The following is a 22536-nucleotide window of genomic DNA, read 5'->3' as shown; positions in this document are numbered from 1 at the left end:
TAGTATATACAATATATCGTATCTAATTAAGTTTTTAACAACTATATATTGAATTCGCGGAATGAACGGTGTCTAAATAGACTTAATAGGGAATCTGGTGCGAAGCCAGAACTGCCCCCGCAACTGTAAGTGTGGACGAAATGAGGGACCCACTGTGCATATTGCATGGGAAGGCTCATCGTAGGGTGAAGCACGAGTCAGGAGACCTGCCGTCATTCTTTAGTTAAACTATCTCCGGGGTGTGAGAAGTAAGACGGCAAAATATATTTAATGTCTTATTCACACGCCGTTTTACGCTCTTTCTCTAACTTGGAGAAAGAGCGTTTTTTATTTTGATAAGGAGGAAGATGAATGAAAAGTATGATTATACCAACCAATACCGTTGAAAAAGCAAAAATTCAGATTCAAGAACTAGTGAGTCTATTTCCAAAATTAGATTTTGCTTTATATAAGGAGAAGATTGAACAAGCAGTAACATCAAAAGAGAATATTTCAGAAGAAAACCTTAGCAATGTAATGATTTTGTCTGCTTTGGAGAGAATTTCTGCGGAGGAACCGGACTGGACCTATGTTGCAGCTAAAATATTATTAAAGCAACTTTATAGCAAAGCGGCTCACTGTAGGGACTATGAAGATAACCTACAGTATGGATCCTTTTACGAGTTAGTTCAACAATTAACGGGGATGGGCATTTACTCTGAAGAAATATTACAAGAGTATTCAAAGGAAGAGCTTGAAGAAGTAGAAAAAATAATTGTTCCTAAACGAGATTCGTTGTTTACATATGTCGGATTGCTAACTTTAGCAGACCGTTATTTAGCTAAATCGCACAGTGGAGAAATTTATGAACTTCCTCAAGAAAGATTTTTAGTCATAGCACTCACGTTAATGATGAAAGAGCCAAAGGAAAAACGTTTAGGCCTTATTATAGAAACGTACTGGGCGATTTCGAATTTATACATGACGGTGGCAACCCCAACACTGGCTAATGCAGGGAAAAGCTACGGACAATTATCCAGTTGTTTTATTGATACGGTAGACGATAGTCTTAGAGGGATCTATGACAGCAATACAGATATTGCAACGCTAAGTAAAAGTGGAGGAGGCATCGGCGCGTATTTAGGAAAGCTACGCAGTCGTGGAAGTGACATTAAAGGCTTTAAAGGAGTGTCGTCTGGAGTCATCCCGTGGATGAAACAGCTTAATAATACCGCGGTTAGTGTAGATCAGTTAGGTCAAAGACAGGGTGCAATCAGTGTGTATTTAGATATTTGGCACCGCGATATTTATAGCTTTTTAGCTGTGAAATTAAATAATGGTGATGAAAGGCAGCGTACCCATGATTTATTTACAGGCGTTTGTCTACCAGATTTATTTATGGAAAAAGTTGAGGCGCGGGATGATTGGTATTTATTCGATCCGCATTCAATCCGCCAAACTTTGGGTTTTAGTTTGGAAGATTATTATGATGAAGAAAGAGGAAAGGGAAATTTCCGTGATAAGTATAAACAGTGTATGGAAGCGGCTAACAACGGATTACTTGGTGAAAAAGGATTGTTATGGGAAGTCGTTCCGGCGATTGATATTTTCAAAGAAATTTTGAAAAGTCAGCTTGAGACGGGTACACCATATATGTTTTATAGAGATACTGTAAACCGAGCTAACACCAACCGTCACCAAGGGATGATCTATTGCAGTAACTTGTGTACAGAAATTACACAAAATATGAAAGCCACAACGGTCGTTGAAGAAAAAACCGAAGATGGCAAAATAATTGTCGTGAAAGAACCTGGGGACTTTGTGGTTTGTAATTTGTCTTCTATTAATCTAGCTAAAGCAGTAACAGAGAATATACTTGAAAGACTGATCCCTATTCAAGTTCGCATGCTTGACAATGTGATTGAATTAAATAATCTTCCAGTTTTGCAGGCACAAATAACAAATCAAAAATACCGTTCCATTGGATTAGGCACATTTGGCTGGCATCATTTGTTAGCTTTAAAAGGCATCAGATGGGAATCAGAGGAGGCGGTAGAGTACACAGACACATTATATGAAAACATCGCGTTTTTAACGGTTCGTGCAAGCCATGAGTTGGCAAAGGAAAAAGGAGCTTATCCACTTTTTCAAGGGTCTGATTGGGAAACAGGTGCATATTTTGATACACGTCAATATATGAGTGAAAAGTGGATGGAGCTTCGAGATGGTGTGAAGGAAAAAGGAGTGCGTAACGGGTATTTAATGGCAGTGGCACCGAATTCTACAACGGCAATCATTGCTGGGACGACCGCATCCATTGATCCGATATTTAAGAAAGAATACTCGGAGGAGAAAAAGAATTACAAAATTCCGGTGACCGCTCCAGACCTATCACCCGAAACAACTTGGTATTATAAGTCAGCGTACGAGATTGATCAAACTTGGAGCATTAAGCAAAATGAGGCTCGTCAACGCCATATTGATCAATCCATTTCATTTAATTTTTATGTGAAAAATACAATTAAAGCAAAAGACTTATTGCACCTTCATTTAGAGGCTTGGAAGTCAAACTTGAAAACGACGTATTATACAAGATCGACTTCTTTGGTTGAAATTGAAGAGTGTGAAAGCTGCTCTTCTTAACACTTAATAAGAGAGGGAATAATTATGAATCAACAAACATTACAATCTCGTAAACTATATGATCCAACCGCACCCAATGCTTCAACCGGCATTATTAATGGAGAAAGTTCAAACATATTGAACTGGGATGATGTCCGCTTTAAATGGGCTTATCCGATGTATAAAAATATGCTTGCGAACTTCTGGACCCCGTTTGAAATAAATATGTCTAATGACATTAAACAATGGCTCAAGCTTTCTGAAGATGAGCGGTATGCTTTCAAAAAAATAATTGGTTTGCTTGCTTTCCTCGATAGTGTACAAACAGACTATTCTGGAAAAGTAGCTGGGTATTTAACAGATTCCAGTCTTGCTGCTTTAATGCAAGTGTTATCGTTTCAAGAAGTCGTGCACAATCAGTCGTACTCTTATGTTTTATCGAGTCTAGTACCTAAGCAGGAACAAGATGAAATCTTTGAATATTGGAAGCATGATCCAATACTAAGAGAGAGAAATGACTTTATAGCAGAAGGGTACCAAAGATTTATCGATAATCCAACACCGCAAACATTTATGGAATCAATTGTGTTTGACGTCATTCTTGAGGGATTAAATTTCTATTCTGGTTTTGCATTCTTTTATAACTTGGCACGTAATCGAAAAATGGTGTCATCAAGCACAATGATCAACTATATTAATCGGGATGAGCAATTGCATGTGAATTTGTTTTCACATATTTTTAAAGAGTTATTAAAAGAGAACCCTGAACTTGATACACCTGAGACTCATAGATTTGTACAAGAAACATTTAAGCGAGCAGCAGAATTAGAAATCAAGTGGGGACAATCAATTATTGGAGATAAACTTGACGGGATTAATATGGATGAACTTGAAAGTTATATTAAATTTATTGCCAACAAACGTGTCAACCAACTAGGGATTGAACGCCCTTTTGAAGGGTATCGTCAAAATCCAATGAGATGGATTAATGCTTATGAAGATGTTGATAGTGGAAAAAGTGATTTCTTTGAACAAAAGTCAAGACAGTACGTAAAAGTATCTGATGTGAATGGGTTTGATGAACTGTAGGACCATTAGCCATTAATCAAACGTTTGTTTTAACAATTTTAGGGTGACTCCAATGCAACCTCTTGGAGTCACCCTATTTTATGATAGTGGAAGAAACGTCATCGCCAGGTTCAAACACTCCGATCAAATAAGAAAAATTTTGGTTACTTACTCCGGGCGACAACGTTTCTTTTCTTTGATATAATGACTTCTCAGACAGGTACTTACATGGAATTTGGTAGGGAAGCAGGAGTGATAAAAGATGCTTGAGTATATAGAGTGGCGACATGTGTTTAAATTAGACCCGAACAAAGAAATATCAGAGGAAGCATTAGAAGCGATTTGTGAATCTGGAACGGATGGTTTAATTATTGGTGGAACCGATGGGGTGACGCTCGATAATACATTACAGCTGTTGGCAAGGGTTCGCCGGTACACGGTTTCCTGTGCACTAGAGATTTCAAATAGTGAGGCAATCACTCCTGGGTTTGATTATTTTTTCATTCCATCAGTTATGAATAGTAACAAGGTAGAGTGGATTTCTGGACACCATCATGAGGCGATCAAAGAATACGGTGCGATTATGAACTGGGATGAAATCGCTGTGGAAGGGTATTGCATATTAAACGATGAAGCGAAGGCAGCCAAGCTTACCAAAGCGAAAACCGAACTTTCTTCCGATGACGTCGTTGCCTACGCGCGGATGGCGGAGCATCTTTATCACTTCCCAATCTTTTATTTAGAATATAGTGGAACATATGGCGATGTAGAGATTGTAAAGAATGTTTCTGGAGTTCTTGATCAGACAAAACTGTTCTATGGTGGTGGCATTCGTTCTGCTGAAAAAGCGAAGGAAATGGCACAATATGCTGATACGGTAGTAGTAGGAAATATCATCTATGAAGACTTGAAAGCTGCACTAACTACTGTTGCAGCCGTTAAAGAAACGTTGAAATAAAAGAAGAAGCACGATAAAATATAAAGTGAGAACATACGTTTGGTGGTGAGGGTGTGCAAGCGAAAATAATAGAAAAGATGCTCTCTGGGTTAAACCCTGAGCAAAGACAAGCCGTGACACATACAGAAGGACCTCTATTGTTAATGGCGGGTGCAGGAAGTGGGAAGACACGAGTGCTTACGCATCGAATTGCGTATTTACTACGTGAAAAAGAAGTTGCTCCTTGGAGTGTATTGGCAATTACATTTACGAATAAAGCAGCCCGAGAGATGAAAGATCGTGTTGCTCAGCTTGTTGGACCAGTGGCGGAAGATATTTGGATTTCAACATTCCACTCGATGTGTGTACGGGTATTACGTCGTGATATTGACCGAATTGGTTATAATCGAAACTTTACGATTTTGGATTCAGGAGACCAATTAACAGTCATTAAACAAATATTAAAAAACAAAAACATTGACCCTAAGAAGTTTGAAGCAAGAGGTATTCTTGGGACAATTAGTAGTGCGAAAAATGAATTAAAAAAGCCTGACGTTTTTGCTAAAAGTGCAACAGGACCATATGAGCAAACTGTTGCAGATGTTTACGTAGAGTACCAAAAGCAATTAAAAAAGAACCATGCGCTTGATTTTGATGATTTGATTATGAAGACAATTGAGTTATTTAAACTCGTTCCCGAAGTGTTGGAGTTCTACCAAAGAAAATTCCAGTACATTCTCGTAGATGAGTATCAAGATACGAACCGCGCTCAATATATGCTTGTAAATATGATAGCTGAGCGTTTTAAAAACCTTTGTGTAGTTGGTGATTCTGATCAATCAATCTATCGCTGGCGTGGGGCAGATATTGCCAATATTCTCTCATTTGAAGAAGATTACCCAAAAGCAAAAGTGATCTTGCTTGAACAAAACTATCGCTCAACGAAAACCATTCTTCAAGCAGCCAATCGTGTCATCGAGAACAACTCCAATCGAAAAAAGAAAAACTTATGGACAGATAACGACGCAGGTTGTGGAATTGGGTATTATGCAGCAGATACAGAACATTCAGAGGCTCAATTTGTCGTAGAACGAATTAGAGAAGCGATGCAAAAAGAGAACTATTCCTACTCGGACATAGCGATTTTATACCGGACGAATGCTCAATCACGTGTAATTGAGGAATTTTTTGTGAAGTCTAACATTGACTACAACATTGTTGGCGGAACAAAGTTCTATGATCGTAAAGAGATTAAAGATGTTTTAGCTTATTTGCGTTTAATCGCAAATCCGGATGATGACATTAGTCTGCAACGTATTATAAATGTACCTAAGCGTGGAATCGGTGCAACAACGGTTGATAAAATAGGTGCATTTGCGATCGAACAAGGAATATCGATGTTTGCAGCTCTTCAAGAGGTCGAGCAAATTGGTCTTACTGGACGTACTGTGAGCAAATTACGAGAGTTCTCCGATCAGCTCGGACATTGGGTGCAAATGCAGGAGTATTTATCGGTCACAGAATTAGTCGAAGAGTTACTAGATCGGACGGGATACCGTGAGATGCTAAAAAATGAAAAGTCCATTGAAGCGCTAAGTCGACTTGAGAACATAGATGAGTTTATTACAGTAACAAATGAGTTTGAAAAGCAAAATGAAGACAAGTCACTAGTGGCGTTCTTAACCGATTTAGCTCTTGTTGCTGATATCGATAAGTTAGATGATGAGAATGAAGGCAAACCAAAAGATGCCATTACCTTAATGACGCTTCATTCTGCAAAAGGACTAGAGTTTCCACTTGTGTTCTTAATTGGTATGGAAGAAGGAATCTTCCCACATAGCCGCTCTTTATTTGAGGAAGAAGAGATGGAAGAGGAACGCAGACTTGCTTATGTAGGGATTACACGCGCAGAAAAACAACTTTATTTAACAAATGCAAGAATGAGAACACTGTACGGGCGAACGAGTACCAACCCACCGTCACGTTTTATTGCAGAAATTCCAATTGAGTGCTTAGAGTCATTGAATGAAGTAAAGCAAACGCCTGACTGGATGAAAACATCGCGCAAAAATTCTGCACCGACACAACAACGTTCTAGATCAATAGACAGACCGAAAGTTATTCAAACCGGTGGAGAAAGCTTTTCCTGGAGTGTTGGTGATAAAGCGGCGCATAAGAAGTGGGGAGTTGGAACGGTTGTTAGCTTAAAAGGAGATGGCGAGTCACTTGAGCTTGATATTGCCTTTCCAAATCCAACTGGTGTAAAGCGATTATTTGCCAAATTTGCACCAATTACGAAGCAATAATCTCAAAGGGGCAGACCCTTGGGTATGGGGTTAATGTAATAGAAAGGAAGAATGCCATGGGGCAACAGCAAGTAGAAAAGAGGATCGAAGAACTTCGAAAGCAATTAGTAGAATATGGTCATCATTATTATGTACTTGATAATCCTATTGTTTCTGATGCTGAATATGATACGTTAATGAAAGAACTAATAAGGCTTGAAGGCGAACATCCTGAGTTTGTTAGTGAAGATTCACCGACCGTCCGAATTGGAGGAGAAACTCTGCCGTTTTTCAAAAAGGTTCAGCATCGTACTCCGATGTTGAGCCTAGGAAATGCTTTCTCTGATATGGATTTGCGTGATTTCGATCGCAGAGTTAGGCAATTAGTTGGCGATGATGTCACGTATAGTTGTGAATTGAAAATTGACGGTTTGGCGGTCTCCTTATCGTATGAAGATGGAAAATTTACACAAGGAGCCACACGTGGTGATGGAACAGTTGGGGAAGATATTACTGAGAACCTAAAGACAATTCCTGCAATACCACTTCGCTTAACAGAGGGTGTTAATCTAGAAGTGCGTGGGGAAGCTTATATGCCTAAAGGTTCTTTTGAAGCATTAAATGTAGCGAAAGAGCAAGCTGGGGAAGAAAAGTTTGCGAATCCACGTAATGCTGCTGCTGGCTCTTTACGTCAATTAAATCCAAAGCTTGCAGCGAAACGGAATTTATCGATGTTTGTTTATGCGATCGGTCATTTAGAAGGTGGTGAAGTCGAGTCTCATCATGAAGGACTAGCCTATTTAAAAGAACTTGGCTTTCGTGTGAACAACGAAAGCAAACACTGTTCATCGATTGAAGACGTGATAGCCTATACAGAGGAATGGGTAGAAAAACGAGCGACACTTCCGTACGATATTGATGGAATTGTGATAAAAGTCGATCGTCTAGAGCAACAAAAAGAACTTGGCTTTACTGCAAAAAGCCCTAGATGGGCGATTGCTTTTAAATTTCCGGCTGAAGAGGTCGTTACAAAGCTTGAAGAGATTGAACTAAGCATTGGACGCACTGGAGTTGTGACACCAACAGCTATCCTGTCTCCTGTCATTGTTGCCGGAACAACAGTGAAGCGAGCTTCACTACACAACGAAGATTTAATTCGTGAAAAAGATGTGAAGCTAGGAGATTCCGTTGTCATCAAAAAAGCGGGAGACATTATCCCAGAGGTTGTCAATGTACTTCCAGAGCTTCGTGATGGAAGCGAACGTGATTTTTCAATGCCAACACATTGTCCTGCTTGTGAGAGTGAGCTTGTACGATTAGAGGGAGAAGTCGCCCTACGTTGTATTAACCCACAATGTCCTGCGCAAATACGAGAAGGCTTAATTCATTTTGTATCAAGAAATGCGATGAATATCGATGGTCTTGGTGAAAAAGTCATTAGCCAATTATTTGAACATGATCTTGTTCACGATGTTGCAGATATTTATAAACTGAATCGTGATGAATTATTGCAACTTGAGCGAATGGGTGACAAGTCAGTTGATAATTTATTAGAAGCAATAGAGAAAACAAAAGATAATTCACTTGAGCGTCTATTGTTTGGGTTAGGAATCCGATTTGTGGGAGCAAAAGCAGCGAAAACGTTAGCGATGGAGTTCGAAACAATTCATAAGATTAAAGAGGCTTCAGAAGAAGAATTGATCGCTGTAAATGAAATTGGTGAAAAGATGGCCACGTCGATCAATCACTATTTTGCCAAACCAGAAGTACTGCGTTTAATCGATGAATTGGAAGCCTTAGGCGTTAATGTAACGTATAAAGGACCCAAAGCGCCTGCAAGTGCAGATGTAACAGGTAGTCCATTTGCGAAAAAAACTGTAGTGTTAACAGGGAAACTTGAACAACTTACACGTGGAGAAGCCAAAGAAAAAATAGAAGCTCTTGGAGGAAAAGTAACAGGGAGTGTAAGTAAAAAGACTGACCTTGTTATTGCCGGAGAAGATGCTGGTTCAAAACGAACAAAAGCGGAAGAGTTGCAGATAGAAATTTGGGATGAAGCTCAACTTGTAGAAGCTTTTCGCAAGGAAACATAGAAAAAGAAGGGAGGGGAGTACTTGTGTTTAAAAGATGGGGAATACTATGCCTTCTTTTGTTTCTTCTGACGGGATGTTTTCCTATTACACCTCGGGAAGAGGAGCAAGTCGTTGAGGAAGGAAATGAACAAGAACAGGAACAAGTGGTAGAAGTTGTTCCACAAGTGATTACACCAGATAATTACTACCAAAGCGTACTATATGATGGCTCTTATTTACATGGGGAATCAAGAGGATTTGGGAATTCTGTTGTTTACAATCGCCTTGATTTAGATCAATTGGAAATAGGACTTACACGTATCGCGCAACAATACTTTGATCCTGATAGATACTTTTTTAGAGAAGGGCAATTTATTAAACGCAATACGCTTAATAGTTGGTTGATGCGATATGATGAGGAAACTAATCCCCAAGGTCTTAATCCAGCACTTGGTGAAAGCGGGGAGATGAGAGAGAGAGAAGAAAGCCAACCTCGTTATTTGTCGCATATTTTAGAACATAATTATCTTGTAGAAGATAGCAATGGGCAATTAAACCTTGGTGGTATTGTGATTGGACTTTCTATGAATAGTGTCTATAATTTTAGAGTAGAAGATGAACAGGGACGTTATTATTTTTATGAATTGCCACTTTCAGATGAAGCAATTGAACAAGAAGGTCAACGAATCGCCAATGAAATTTTACAAAGATTACGTTCTGAAAATATGCAAGAAGGAGCCTTTCAAGACATTCCAATTGTATTTGCTCTATTTCGTGAGCAAGCACGGGAGTCGGTCATACCAGGCAATTTCATTGCAAGATCAAAAGCTGCAGCTCGCAGTGAACTAGAAAGATGGCAAAGGGTCAATGAACGGTATTATTTGTTTCCTTCAACCGAAGCAAATCAAGAAGCGCGAAATGAAGCAGATCAATTCCAACGTTTTAAAGATGATATTCAGGATTTTTTTGATACGTTCGTTGGAGTAGTTGGAAAAGGTCGTTATGTCGATAATCAAGTTCAAGAGTTAGAAATTGAAATTCCTCTTCGCTTTCAAGGAAAAGCGGAAATTGTTGCTCTGTCACAGTATGTAGCAAGTGAACTACAACAAAGATTTCAAGGAAATTATAAGGTGAGTGTCACGATTACGTCTGTGGCAGGAAATACAGAGAGTGTTATTATTCAGAACCCAAATGAGGAACCTTTTATTCACATCTTCTAATAAACGAGGTCACTTGATCGATCATTTTTCACCTAAAGTTGCAGGTTGAAAGGGATGGTTAAGAGGCCTTTTTCTTATGGAAAAGTATAAATTATAAATGGAAAACAATAACTGTGTAAATCAGTTAGTAAGATTTCCTACGATACTGAAAAAAATGTCGAATAAGAGCGGGTTTTACTTTTAAAAAACTATTTATTATTTGCAGAGTACATGATATATTTAGTTCGTTCGAAGACAACTTGTAAGAGGTCAGATGTCTGACGAACAACAGCCTATGTCTGGGATCACTACATACTATTTTTCATAAGGTCAAACTGATTTTTGCATAATAGGAATAGAACTTAAGTTACGTGAAAACCTATGCAAAGAACTGTTTGACATACTTGTTACTTATAGACAAAGTGTGTCCTACAATGATTAGGCGTGTGCACTTACATAAAAAGGGGGATTTCACATGAAAAATTGGTTACGTATGTTAACTGTTACTGCAGCGACGGTAATGGCATTAACAGCTTGTGGAGCAGGAGAAGAAGAAGCTCCAGGGACTGAAGAGGACCCAATGACTGAAGAAACAGCACCTGAAGAAGAAGAAGCAGTAGGTGCTGAGGATTTTACAGTAGGAATGGTTACTGATGTAGGTGGAATTGATGATAAATCATTTAATCAATCTTCATGGGAAGGTTTAGTTGAGTTTGGCCAAGAGTTTGGTTTGGAAGAAGGAACAGACTACCGCTACTTACAATCTAGTGATATAGCTGAATTTGAACCAAACCTGCGTAATCTAGTTCGTGAAGATGTAAATCTTGTTTGGGGGATCGGTTACTTAATGGAAGATGCGATTCGTACAATTGCACAGCAAGTAGAAGAAGCACAATTGGCGATTGTAGACTCTGTTGTAACAGATGAAGAAGGAACACCGATTTCTAATATTGCTAACATTACATTTAAAGAACACGAAGGGTCATTCTTAGTAGGTGTTGCAGCTGGTCTTCAAACAGAAGGAAATAAAGTAGGCTTCATAGGGGGCGTTGAAGGTGCTTTAATTAAAAAGTTTGAAAATGGATTTAAAGCGGGGGTCAAAGCCGTGAATCCAGATGCTGAGATCATTGTTCAATATGCAGAAAGCTTTAATAATCCGGACCGTGGTGCCCAAATTGCAAACACAATGTATAGCCAAGGTGCCGATATTATTTATCACGCAGCAGGTGATACGGGGAACGGATTATTTACAGAAGCAATTAACCGAGCTCGGAATGATGAGAATGTTTGGGCAATTGGAGTAGACCGTGACCAACATGAAGAAGGAGAATATGGTGATGGTCAATCAGTGACACTGACTTCAATGGTGAAACGTGTTGATACAGCGGTGTATTTAGTATCTGAACGTACAATGAACGGAGATTTCCCTGGTGGAGAAATCCTAGAGTATGGTCTTGATGATGAAGCTGTAGGGATCGCGCCTTCAACTGACAATATGTCCGAAGAGGCATTACAAGCTGTAGAAAAGTACAAAGCACAAATTCAAGCGGGTGACATTTCTGTTCCACAATCAGATGAGGAATATGAAGAGTATCTTTCATCCCTTTAATGAAATAAAGTGAAGGCTAGTGTCTCACTAGCCTTTTGTTTTTCAACGTGCATATCGTTTTACCGATTGAAGGCAAAAGGGACAATGAAGGATTGCTGATAGTCCAATCCTTCATTGTCTTTTTTCTTGTAATGGTGTTTTGAGTAGATAGTAAGGAGTGGTTCCACGTGAGTTACGTCATTGAAATGAATAACATTCGGAAAGAGTTCCCTGGGATAGTGGCCAATGATAATATTACACTACAGCTTAAAAAAGGCGAGATACATGCACTTTTAGGTGAAAATGGTGCTGGAAAGTCAACGTTAATGAATGTTCTGTTTGGGTTATATCAGCCAGAAAAAGGGGAGATTGTTGTTCGTGGTGAGAGAGTAGAAATTACAGACCCTAATGTAGCCAATCGCCTCGGAATTGGAATGGTTCATCAGCATTTTATGCTTGTAGATAAATTTACAGTTACAGAAAACATAATTTTAGGGAATGAACCGAAAAAAGCAGGTCGGATTAATATAAAGAAAGCTGCCAAGGAAGTTGAAGAAATATCAAATCGTTATGGATTAAAAGTAGATCCACATGCCAAAATTGAAAACATTTCAGTTGGGATGCAGCAACGAGTGGAGATCTTGAAGACGCTTTATCGTGGAGCAGATATATTAATATTTGATGAGCCGACAGCTGTATTAACACCGCAAGAAATTCAAGAGTTGATTAACATAATGAAAATGTTGGTGAAAGAAGGAAAATCAATTATCTTAATCACCCATAAGTTAAAAGAAATTATGTCTGTTTGTGATCGCTGTACAGTAATTCGTCGAGGCAAAGGAATTGGAACGGTAGAAGTCAAAGATACAGATCCAGATAAACTGGCGGAAATGATGGTAGGTCGAGAAGTAAACTTTGGAGTAGAAAAAGAGCCAGCACAGCCAAAGGACGTTGTCTTAAGTGTAAAGGACTTAATTGTCAAAGATGCTCGTGGAGTAAATGCTGTTAATAAACTCAATTTGGATATGAAATCTGGAGAAATCATCGGATTAGCTGGAGTTGATGGTAATGGCCAATCGGAATTAATAGAAGCTATCACAGGATTACGTAAAGTAGAGACAGGGACTATCTCTCTAAACGGGAAGAATATTACCAATTATAAACCACGAAGAGTAACAGAATCAGGTATTGGACATATCCCTGAGGATCGGCACAAGCATGGGCTTGTTCTTGATTTTACGATTGGTGAAAATATGGTTTTGCAAACGTATTATCAAAAGCCATTTTCTTCAAGTGGTATATTGAATTATCCTGAAATTTACAATAAAGCTCGAGAGTTGATTGAAGACTTTGATGTGAGGACACCTAGTGAACTAACTCCTGCTCGGGCGTTATCGGGAGGGAACCAGCAAAAAGGCATTATTGCGCGAGAAGTTGATCGATCACCAGACTTTTTAATTGCTGCACAACCGACTCGTGGATTAGATGTTGGGGCAATTGAATCGATTCACCGTCGCCTTGTGATGGAACGTGATAAGGGACGAGCTGTGTTGCTTATGTCATTAGAATTAGATGAAATTTTAAATGTCAGTGACCGGATTGCTGTGATGTATGAAGGAGAAATAGTAGCGATTGTAGATGCAGACAAAACAAATGAAAAAGAATTAGGTTTGCTGATGGCTGGTGGTCAGACGAGGAAAGAGGGTGAAGCAGAATGATGGAAAAATTACTACAAAAGGGGAGGTTAGTCTCCTTGATGGTTCCTTTAATTGCTGTATTTTTAGGAATCTTAATTGGTGCAGTAGTAATGCTTCTTAGTGGTTATAACCCAATAGCAGGGTACTCAGCATTATTAAGAGGGATATTTAGTGATTCCTATTACATAGGGGAAACGATTCGTACAATGACGCCACTAATTCTATCTGGACTTGCTGTAGCGTTTGCTTTTCGAACAGGATTGTTTAACATCGGAGTAGAAGGACAAGTCATAGTAGGATGGCTAGCATCGGTTTATGTAGGGATTGCATTTGAACTACCGAAAATCATTCACCTGCCAATGGCTATTTTAGTAGGTGCAATTGCCGGTGCTTTGTGGGGATTTGTACCTGGTCTATTAAAGGCGCGTTTCCAAGTACATGAAGTAATCGTGACAATTATGATGAATTATATCGCTCTATATACAGCTAATTACTTAATTCGAGCGTATTTGCTAGTGCCTGGAGAACGAACGGAAACCATTTCTCCTTCAGCATCTTTGGCCTCCCCTTTCTTAGAGTCCATGACGGATTATTCAAGACTCCACTATGGCTTCATTGTGGCCGCTATAGGGTGTCTTGTCATGTGGTTTCTATTATGGAGAACTTCAAAAGGATATGAACTTCGAGCGGTTGGATTTAACCAGCATGCTTCACGATATGCTGGAATGAATGTTGAAAGAAACATTGTCTTATCTATGATTATCTCAGGTAGTTTTGCAGGAGTTGCAGGTGCAATGGAGGGACTTGGAACGTATGGATATATGAGTATTCTTTCTGGATTTTCTGGAATAGGGTTTGATGGGATCGCAGTAGCTTTACTTGGGGCTAATACAGCGGTTGGAGTTGTATTTGCTTCATTCTTGTTTGGTGGCTTACAAATTGGAGCTTTGAATATGCAGTCGAGAGCCGGAGTCCCTACTGAACTTATTGATATTGTGATCGCTCTCATTATTTTCTTTGTCGCATCAAGTTATATCATACGTTGGGTTATGAATCGTATCAAGAAGGAGGGTATCTGATATGGATATTATGCAAATTTTGGCGCTTGTCATTCCAGCAGCCATTTACGCAGCGGCTCCCCTCATCTTGACTGCGCTTGGTGGGTTATTTAGTGAACGCTCAGGTGTTGTAAATATTGGCCTTGAAGGACTAATGGTCGTAGGGGCATTTACTGGTATCGTCGTGACGTTAGCGTTAGAAGGTATGGGACTGGGAATTGCTTCAACATGGATTGCCATGATCGCTGCTGTAGTCATTGGTGCACTATTTTCGCTTTTTCATGCGGTGGCTTCGATAACATTTCGAGCGGATCAAATTGTAAGTGGGGTGGCGTTAAATTTCTTAGCAGTTGGATTAACAGTCTTTTTAATTCGCTTATTTTATGGAAAGGGGCAAACAGACTATATCCGTAATCGAATTTACCGTGAGGATGTTCCTTTTTTAAGTGATATTCCGATCATAGGTCCTTTGTTCTTTGCAAATGCTTATGTAACATCCTATATTGCTATCGCCCTTACACTAGTTGTTTATTATGTTGTGTTTTATACGCCGTTTGGTTTACGTCTTCGTTCTGTAGGTGAACATCCAATGGCTGCAGATACAATGGGAATTCACGTCAATAAAATGCGTTATATCGGGGTAATGCTTAGCGGAGCTTTCGCCGGGTTAGGTGGAGCGGTATTTGCTGTTACCGTTTCAGGGAACTTCTCGGGTACAACCATTGTTGGACAAGGATTTATGGCTCTAGCAGCGTTAATATTTGGGAAATGGAATCCTTTAGGAGTACTTGGGGCAGCGTTGTTTTTCGGATTAGCACAAGCGTTAAGTATAACAGGTGCTCAAATTCCTCTATTGGCCAATGTCCCATCTGTTTTTCTTCTTATTGCACCTTATGTACTGACAATATTAGCGTTGGCAGGTTTTGTAGGACGTGCAGAAGCCCCAAAAGCAATTGGAAAACCGTATGTAAAAGGATCGAGATAGAAACAAGAAACTTTCTAGAGGTATATAACTTTAGAAAGTTTTTTTTTGAAAAAAAAGTGGGTAAAATACTTTTATCTAACTAAAAATAATTTACCCCAGTAATGTAATAAAGAAATTAATGAACATTATTCTTGTTGTATATATATTACTCTATATTGATTAAAGCGCTTGTATACAGGAGAAACAAGAATAAATATGCAATAGCCTTTTTGATTTAAAATTGTTAGAGTGTTCTGTTTTTTATTTTATGTTATGGTAAATAGCATGTCTAGTATGAGTCAATTTACTTAAATAAACATTTGTTTAAGTAATCAAGTTTCTTGTACTTGCATAGTAGTTGCATAGAGCCGATTAAAGGGGGTGTACAAATGGATTATGGTTTGACTACAGCAACTTGGCTTTTGTTGTTTATCCCAATGCCGTTATTAATTATTTTATCGTTAGCGTCATTAGTATTTAAGAAGGAGTGATTAATTTGGAACTAGCAACGATTATTACATTTATCTTGTATTTGCTCGGGATGCTCGTAATCGGATTAGTAGCTTATAAAATGACAAGTAATTTATCAGACTATGTTCTTGGAGGACGACGACTTGGCGGAAGCGTTGCTGCTTTAAGTGCAGGTGCCTCTGATATGAGTAGTTGGTTATTACTCGGTTTACCTGGTGCAATGTATATAGGCGGCATGGGTGAAATTTGGATTGCTGTTGGATTAGCTATTGGTGCGTATTTAAATTGGCAGTTTGTTGCAGCTCGTCTTCGTACGTACACAGAAGTGGCGAACGATTCGATTACGCTGCCTGATTTTCTGGAAAATCGGTTTCATGATAAGTCGAAGGTATTACGTATTATTTCTGCACTCGTTATTCTTGTTTTCTTTGCATTTTATACGTCTTCAGGACTTGTCGGTGGTGCACTTCTTTTTGAAGCATCATTTGGAATGAGTTATACGCAAGCACTTTGGATCGGGGCACTAGTTATTATTTCATACACGTTCTTGGGTGGATTTCTTGCAGTTAGCTGGACAGATTTTTTCCAAGGAATTCTTATGTTCTTAGCATTAATTATTGTTCCAATTGTTTCCATTTCTAAAATGGGTGGTTGGAATGAGACCGTAAATGCAGTAGGGACAATGGACCCTGCCTATTTAGATGCGTTCCAAGGGGCAACGTTGATTGGCGTTATTTCGTTGCTTGCATGGGGATTAGGTTACTTTGGTCAGCCACATATTCTGACCCGCTTTATGGCTGTGAAATCAGTAAAAGAAATTCCAAAAGCACGTGCGGTTGGAATGACTTGGATGGTACTTGCTTTATTTGGTGCAATATTCACTGGTTTTGCCGGGATTGCGTATTTTTCAACAAATGGCCCAGGAGGGCATCCTCTGCCTGATGGAGCCCATGAAACAGTCTTTATCCTGTTTACACAAGTCCTGTTTGACCCTTGGGTAGCTGGATTCTTGCTTGCTGCTATTTTAGCAGCGATTATGTCTACAATTGATTCTCAGCTTCTTGTTTCATCTAGTGCTCTTGCTGAGGATGTTTATAAGGGCTTTATTCGCCAGAATGCTTCTCAAAAAGAACTAGTTTTAGTTGGGAGAATTGGGGTTGTTGCGATTGCACTGCTAGCTACATTGCTTGCTTACAACCCTGAAAGTTCCGTACTCGATTTAGTAGGGTATGCATGGGCTGGGTTTGGAGCAGCATTTGGTCCAGTCATCATCCTCGCTCTCTTCTGGAAGCGAATGACGAAAAATGGAGCATTAGCAGGAATGGTCGTTGGTGGAATTACGGTGATTGTCTGGGCTGAGCTTGATCGTTGGTTCGGTTTATCAGCAGAGCAGTTTCCATTATTAGGGTTATATGAAATTGTTCCAGGCTTTATCTTAGCTTGGGTTGCGATCCTTGTTGTAAGTTTACTTGGTGAAAAGCCGTCAACGGAGATTGAAGTAGAATTTGATCAATCGAAATAATAATACGTTAACCTCTCTTAGTGTTTGAGCTAAGAGAGGTTTTTCTTATCTAATTAAACGATTAGATAGATTGGGCTTTGTTGCCTGCAGGTGTGGAATTTGGTATTATTAATAATATTGTCAAAATGATCGAATTTTTTCGGAGGTGAAGGAGAAATGTCACGAATCCAAGAAGAACAAGTAAAGCATGTTGCGCACTTAGCAAGACTTGCGATTACAGAAGAAGAAACGAAAATGTTTACGGAACAACTTGATGCGATTATTACTTTTGCTGAACAATTAAATGAACTTGATACAACAGGTGTAAAACCGACTACACATGTTCTTGATATGAAGAATGTTTTGCGTGAAGACAAATCTGCAGAAGGTTTACCGATTGCAGATGTATTAAAAAATGCACCGGATCATGAAGATGGTCAAATACGTGTACCATCAATTATAGAATAGTAGGGAGGACAAGCTTCATGTCATTATTTGACCATAAGATGTCAGAGCTTCACACGATGCTTCTAAAGAAAGAAGTGAAAGTCTCTGACCTTGTTGATGAATCATACAAGCGCATTGCTGAGGTAGACGATAAAGTAAAGGCGTTTGTCACACTTAATGAAGAAAAGGCGCGTGCTTACGCCACTGAGCTAGACGAAGCACTTAGCTCAAGCAGTGAGCGTGGGCTTTTATTTGGTATGCCAATAGGTGTTAAGGATAATATTGTTACGAAGGGCCTACGTACAACATGTTCAAGTCGCATCCTTGAAAACTTTGATCCGATTTATGATGCTACGGTCGTTCAAAAGTTGAAAAACGCTCAATCTATTACGATTGGAAAGTTAAATATGGATGAATTCGCAATGGGTTCATCAACGGAGAATTCAGCTTTACAAGAAACGAAAAACCCATGGAATCTAGAGACTGTACCTGGTGGATCTAGTGGTGGATCAGCTGCTGCTGTAGCAGCAGGAGAAGTTCCGTTTTCCCTTGGTTCAGATACAGGTGGTTCCATTCGTCAACCAGCAGCCTTTTGTGGCGTTGTTGGGCTAAAACCTACATATGGAAGAGTTTCGCGTTTCGGGTTAGTGGCATTTGCATCTTCTTTAGATCAAATTGGACCAGTTACTCGTAATGTAGAAGATAATGCATACCTTCTTCAAACGATTACAGGTGTTGATCCGATGGATTCGACTTCTGCTAATGTGGAAGTACCTGACTTCTTGTCTGCTCTAACAGGAGATGTGAAAGGATTAAAAATTGCTGTTCCGAAAGAGTATCTTGGTGAAGGGGTGCAAGAGGAAGTTAAGCAATCAGTTTTAGATGCGTTAAAGGTGCTTGAAGCACAAGGGGCAACATGGGAAGAAGTATCTCTTCCGCATTCTAAATATGCACTTGCAACGTATTATCTGATTTCTTCTTCAGAGGCATCAGCGAACCTTGCTCGATTTGATGGCGTTCGTTACGGCTATCGTACGGATAATGCCGAGAACCTTCTTGAAATGTACAAGCAAACACGTGCTGAAGGGTTTGGAGATGAAGTAAAACGTCGTATTATGCTTGGTACATTTGCTTTAAGTTCAGGTTACTATGATGCTTACTATAAAAAAGCACAACAAGTTCGTACGCTAATTAAGCAAGACTTTGAAAAGGTATTTGAAAAATACGATGTCATTGTTGGGCCAACAACACCAACTCCAGCATTCAAAATTGGTGAAAATACAAAAGATCCATTAACAATGTACGCAAATGATATTTTAACGATCCCTGTAAACTTGGCTGGTGTCCCTGGAATCTCGGTTCCTTGTGGATTTACGAATGGGCTACCACTTGGGTTGCAAATTATTGGAAAGCATTTTGATGAAAGTACAGTATATCGTGTGGCACATGCATTTGAGCAAGCAACAGACTATCACACGAAAAAACCTACGTTGTAAGGGGGGAGACTGCGATGAATTTCGAAACAATTATTGGACTTGAGGTCCACGTAGAATTAAAGACAGAATCGAAAATTTTCTCAGCTAGTCCGAACCACTTCGGATCTGAGCCGAATGCCAATACAAGCGTCATCGACCTTGGATACCCAGGCGTCTTACCTGTGTTAAACAAATCGGCTGTTGAGTTTGCCATGAAAGCAGCGATGGCATTGAATTGTCAAGTTGCAACGGATACGAAGTTTGATCGAAAGAACTACTTCTATCCAGATAATCCGAAAGCTTATCAAATTTCACAATTTGATAAACCGATCGGGGAGCATGGCTGGATCGAAATTGAGGTAGAAGGCGAGAAGAAACGGATTGGGATTACTCGTCTTCATTTAGAAGAAGATGCAGGGAAGCTTACCCACTCTGGTAACGGTTATTCTCTTGTGGATTACAATCGTCAAGGAACGCCTCTTATTGAAATTGTTTCAGAGCCAGATATTCGTACGCCTGCTGAGGCATATGCGTATCTTGAAAAGCTGAAAGCGATTATTCAATATACGGGAGTATCTGATTGTAAAATGGAAGAAGGATCCTTACGTTGCGATGCGAACATTTCCCTCCGTCCAGTAGGACAAGAGAAATTTGGTACGAAGGCAGAGCTAAAAAACTTAAACTCTTTTAACTTTGTTCGTAAAGGACTTGAATATGAAGAAAAGCGTCAAGAGCAAGTGCTTCTGTCAGGTGGAATTATCGAACAGGAAACGCGCCGCTTTGATGAAGCAGCGAATAAAACACTTTTAATGCGTGTAAAAGAAGGGTCAGATGACTATCGTTACTTCCCTGAGCCTGACCTCGTTGATTTATATATTGATGACGAATGGAAAGAGCGTGTCCGCTTTGAAATTCCAGAACTTCCAGATGCACGTAAAAAGCGTTATGTCGAAGAATTAGGACTTCCAGCTTATGATGCGGTGGTTCTGACACTGACAAAAGAAATGTCCGATTTCTTCGAACAAACAATTGAACAAGGTGCAGGAGCGAAGCAAGCTTCGAACTGGTTAATGGGTGAAGTATCTGCTTATTTAAATGCAGAGCAAAAAGAGCTTCAAGACGTAGCTCTGACACCAGTTGGCCTTGCCAAGATGATTACTCTAATTGAAAAAGGGACGATTTCTTCTAAGATTGCAAAGAAAGTATTTAAAGAGTTGATCGAAGCAGGAGGAGATCCAGAACAAATTGTCAAAGACAAAGGACTGGTCCAAATTTCTGATGAAGGTGAACTACTTAAGATGGTTACAGACGTTCTTGATAACAACGCTCAGTCCGTTGAAGATTATAAAAACGGGAAGGAAAAGGCCATTGGCTTCCTAGTAGGACAAATAATGAAGGCATCAAAAGGAAAGGCTAATCCTCCTATGGTGAACAAATTGTTGCTCGAGGAGATTGCCAAGCGTTAACTGAAGAAAAGATCTGTTCTCTCAAAGTTTATTGGGTGAGCAGATTTTTTTCTGTGCTAAAAGCTCTACTCTAAACATCGGTCACATTTTTTGTGGAATGAGAAATTGGGTATCCTATATTTTGTGTGTGAAGGACAATAAGTTAAGGACACTTTTCGTTTTTTTAGTCAAGAATGAAATATTGCTGAAATATGATTAACTAAGGTACAATACAAGCAGCAATGGATATAAGATGTGGAGATTATTATAAAAGTAGGGGATCTACTATGAAAACTGCCAGACTTATTTATAACCCAACATCTGGGCGTGAACAAATTCGTAAAAATTTAGCTTATGTGTTAGAAAGACTTGAACAGGCTGGTTATGAAACATCGACTCATGCAACGACAGGTGAAGGGTGTGCAAAACGAGCTGCACGTAAAGCGGGAGAAAATGGATATGATTTGGTAATCGCGGCCGGTGGAGATGGAACGATTTTTGAAGTAGTGAATGGACTTGCTGACTTAGAAACTAGACCGAACCTTGGTTTGATTCCTGCTGGGACAACGAATGATTTCGCAAGAGCGTTGCGGATACCACGTGATATTGAGAAGGTATGTGATATTCTTTGTGGAGGTCATTTTGAACCGATTGATATTGGACGTGTGGATGATCGTTATTTTATCAATATAGCAGCCGGCGGGATGTTAACAGAGCTAACCTATGAAGTTCCAAGCAAACTAAAAACCGCTGTTGGGCAACTAGCCTATTATATAAAAGGGCTTGAAAAACTTCCGTATATAACACCACGGAAAGTGAAAATTGAGTATGATGGTAAATTATTTGAAGGTGAAATCATGATGTTCCTTGTGTCGAACACGAACTCTGTAGGTGGCTTTGAGAAGCTAGCTCCAGACGCTTCTCTTCAGGATGGCATGTTTGATTTTATTCTCGTCAAGAAACTCTCTTTCCCTGAGTTTCTACATTTGGCAACACTTGCCCTACGTGGCGAGCATATTCATCATCCAAAAGTGATGTATGTTCATGCTAATCGCATTAAAGTACAGGTTGAAGGGGACATGCAACTAAATTTAGATGGTGAGCACGGTGGAGCTCTACCAGCTGAATTTGTTAATATGTATCAGCACTTTCAGATGCTAACTCCAAAGGACCGGATACAGCGAAGATAGAAACTAAAGGTTTAATTGATTGGTCTTATAATATATAGATCTGATTATGTGAAAATACAGTAGAGATAACATATGATATCGAGTATTAAGCCGCATAGGCTTTATACTCGATTTTTTTCATATATGAAATGAAAAAGTAATATTCACTACTAAATCTACTTGATTGATTATCGAACATAGCAAAAAATAAATTAAAAATAGTTTAAGTGAATAATAGAAGTGGTAAACAGAACTATGCAACACCTAATCTAAAATTCCAAGGAGGTAGATTTGAAATGGCTAACAACAAGTCAAACCAAAACAACAACTCTAACGGAACGATGAGTCGTGAGGAAGCTGGAAGAAAAGGCGGAGAAGAAACAGCTAGAAAATACGATAGAGAGCACTTTGAAGAGATTGGACAAAAGGGTGGAAGAAGTTCTTCCGGAAATCAGAATACGACTAGTAATAACAGCAGCAACAACAACAACTCTAACGGAACGATGAGTCGTGAGGAAGCTGGAAGAAAAGGCGGAGAAGAAACAGCTAGAAAATACGA

16 protein-coding genes and 1 riboswitch are annotated in these 22536 nt (G+C 39.4%); all 16 genes read left to right on the top strand.

From position 1 onward, the window contains the following. Positions 1 to 48 precede the first annotated feature (48 nt). Positions 49 to 228: riboswitch (cobalamin riboswitch) on the top strand. A 123-nt stretch (positions 229 to 351) separates the two neighbouring features. Then, positions 352 to 2622 carry a ribonucleoside-diphosphate reductase subunit alpha gene (locus SLH51_RS17440; RefSeq protein ID WP_390183757.1) on the top strand — a complete coding sequence of 757 codons (2271 nt, stop codon included), beginning with the start codon at positions 352 to 354 and terminating at the stop codon, positions 2620 to 2622. A 24-nt stretch (positions 2623 to 2646) separates the two neighbouring features. After that, entirely contained in the window at positions 2647 to 3690 is a 1044-nt protein-coding gene (locus tag SLH51_RS17435) for a ribonucleotide-diphosphate reductase subunit beta (RefSeq protein ID WP_335962700.1), read from the top strand. 241 nt (positions 3691 to 3931) lie between these two features. Next, entirely contained in the window at positions 3932 to 4627 is a 696-nt protein-coding gene (gene pcrB / locus SLH51_RS17430) for a heptaprenylglyceryl phosphate synthase (RefSeq protein ID WP_335962699.1), read from the top strand. 77 nt (positions 4628 to 4704) lie between these two features. Next, complete coding sequence (gene pcrA, locus SLH51_RS17425; RefSeq protein WP_335962727.1) at positions 4705 to 6912, top strand: DNA helicase PcrA; 2208 nt, start codon at positions 4705 to 4707, stop codon at positions 6910 to 6912. A 56-nt stretch (positions 6913 to 6968) separates the two neighbouring features. Next, positions 6969 to 8984: an NAD-dependent DNA ligase LigA gene (ligA, locus tag SLH51_RS17420; protein ID WP_335962698.1), complete on the top strand. Its 2016-nt coding sequence runs from the start codon at positions 6969 to 6971 to the stop codon at positions 8982 to 8984. A gap of 23 nt (positions 8985 to 9007) precedes the next feature. Then, a complete protein-coding gene (locus tag SLH51_RS17415; protein WP_335962697.1) occupies positions 9008 to 10183 on the top strand; it encodes a CamS family sex pheromone protein in 1176 nt (391 codons plus the stop codon). A 454-nt stretch (positions 10184 to 10637) separates the two neighbouring features. Then, on the top strand, positions 10638 to 11771 hold the full coding sequence (locus SLH51_RS17410) for a BMP family lipoprotein (protein ID WP_335962696.1): 1134 nt from the start codon (positions 10638 to 10640) through the stop codon (positions 11769 to 11771). 167 nt (positions 11772 to 11938) lie between these two features. Beyond that, positions 11939 to 13468 carry an ABC transporter ATP-binding protein gene (locus tag SLH51_RS17405; RefSeq protein WP_335962695.1) on the top strand — a complete coding sequence of 510 codons (1530 nt, stop codon included), beginning with the start codon at positions 11939 to 11941 and terminating at the stop codon, positions 13466 to 13468. Between the two features lie 38 nt (positions 13469 to 13506). Next, positions 13507 to 14526, top strand: coding sequence for an ABC transporter permease (locus SLH51_RS17400; RefSeq protein ID WP_390183762.1), 1020 nt, complete (start codon positions 13507 to 13509; stop codon positions 14524 to 14526). A 1-nt stretch (position 14527) separates the two neighbouring features. After that, complete coding sequence (locus SLH51_RS17395; protein ID WP_335962694.1) at positions 14528 to 15490, top strand: ABC transporter permease; 963 nt, start codon at positions 14528 to 14530, stop codon at positions 15488 to 15490. A gap of 475 nt (positions 15491 to 15965) precedes the next feature. Next, complete coding sequence (putP, locus tag SLH51_RS17390) at positions 15966 to 17462, top strand: sodium/proline symporter PutP (RefSeq protein WP_335962693.1); 1497 nt, start codon at positions 15966 to 15968, stop codon at positions 17460 to 17462. A gap of 156 nt (positions 17463 to 17618) precedes the next feature. Next, positions 17619 to 17909, top strand: a complete 291-nt coding sequence (gene gatC, locus SLH51_RS17385) for an Asp-tRNA(Asn)/Glu-tRNA(Gln) amidotransferase subunit GatC (protein ID WP_335962692.1) — start codon at positions 17619 to 17621, stop codon at positions 17907 to 17909. A 17-nt stretch (positions 17910 to 17926) separates the two neighbouring features. Beyond that, positions 17927 to 19384: an Asp-tRNA(Asn)/Glu-tRNA(Gln) amidotransferase subunit GatA gene (gatA, locus tag SLH51_RS17380; RefSeq protein ID WP_335962691.1), complete on the top strand. Its 1458-nt coding sequence runs from the start codon at positions 17927 to 17929 to the stop codon at positions 19382 to 19384. A 14-nt stretch (positions 19385 to 19398) separates the two neighbouring features. Beyond that, positions 19399 to 20829 (top strand): Asp-tRNA(Asn)/Glu-tRNA(Gln) amidotransferase subunit GatB, encoded by a 1431-nt coding sequence (gene gatB, locus SLH51_RS17375; protein WP_335962690.1) that lies wholly within the window; start codon positions 19399 to 19401, stop codon positions 20827 to 20829. 266 nt (positions 20830 to 21095) lie between these two features. Further along, the gene (locus SLH51_RS17370) at positions 21096 to 21998 is read left to right on the top strand and encodes a diacylglycerol kinase (protein WP_335962689.1); all 903 of its coding nucleotides are present in this window, start codon (positions 21096 to 21098) and stop codon (positions 21996 to 21998) included. Between the two features lie 275 nt (positions 21999 to 22273). Then, the coding region (locus SLH51_RS17365; RefSeq protein ID WP_335962688.1) for a general stress protein at positions 22274 to 22536 on the top strand (263 nt) is incomplete at its 3' end.

Origin of the sequence: Halalkalibacter kiskunsagensis (assembly GCF_037027555.1) — a bacterium.
Classification (GTDB): domain Bacteria; phylum Bacillota; class Bacilli; order Bacillales; family Bacillaceae_D; genus Halalkalibacter; species Halalkalibacter kiskunsagensis.
Note: the sequence above shows the minus strand (reverse complement) of the source record. Positions and strands in the feature narration are given on the sequence as shown.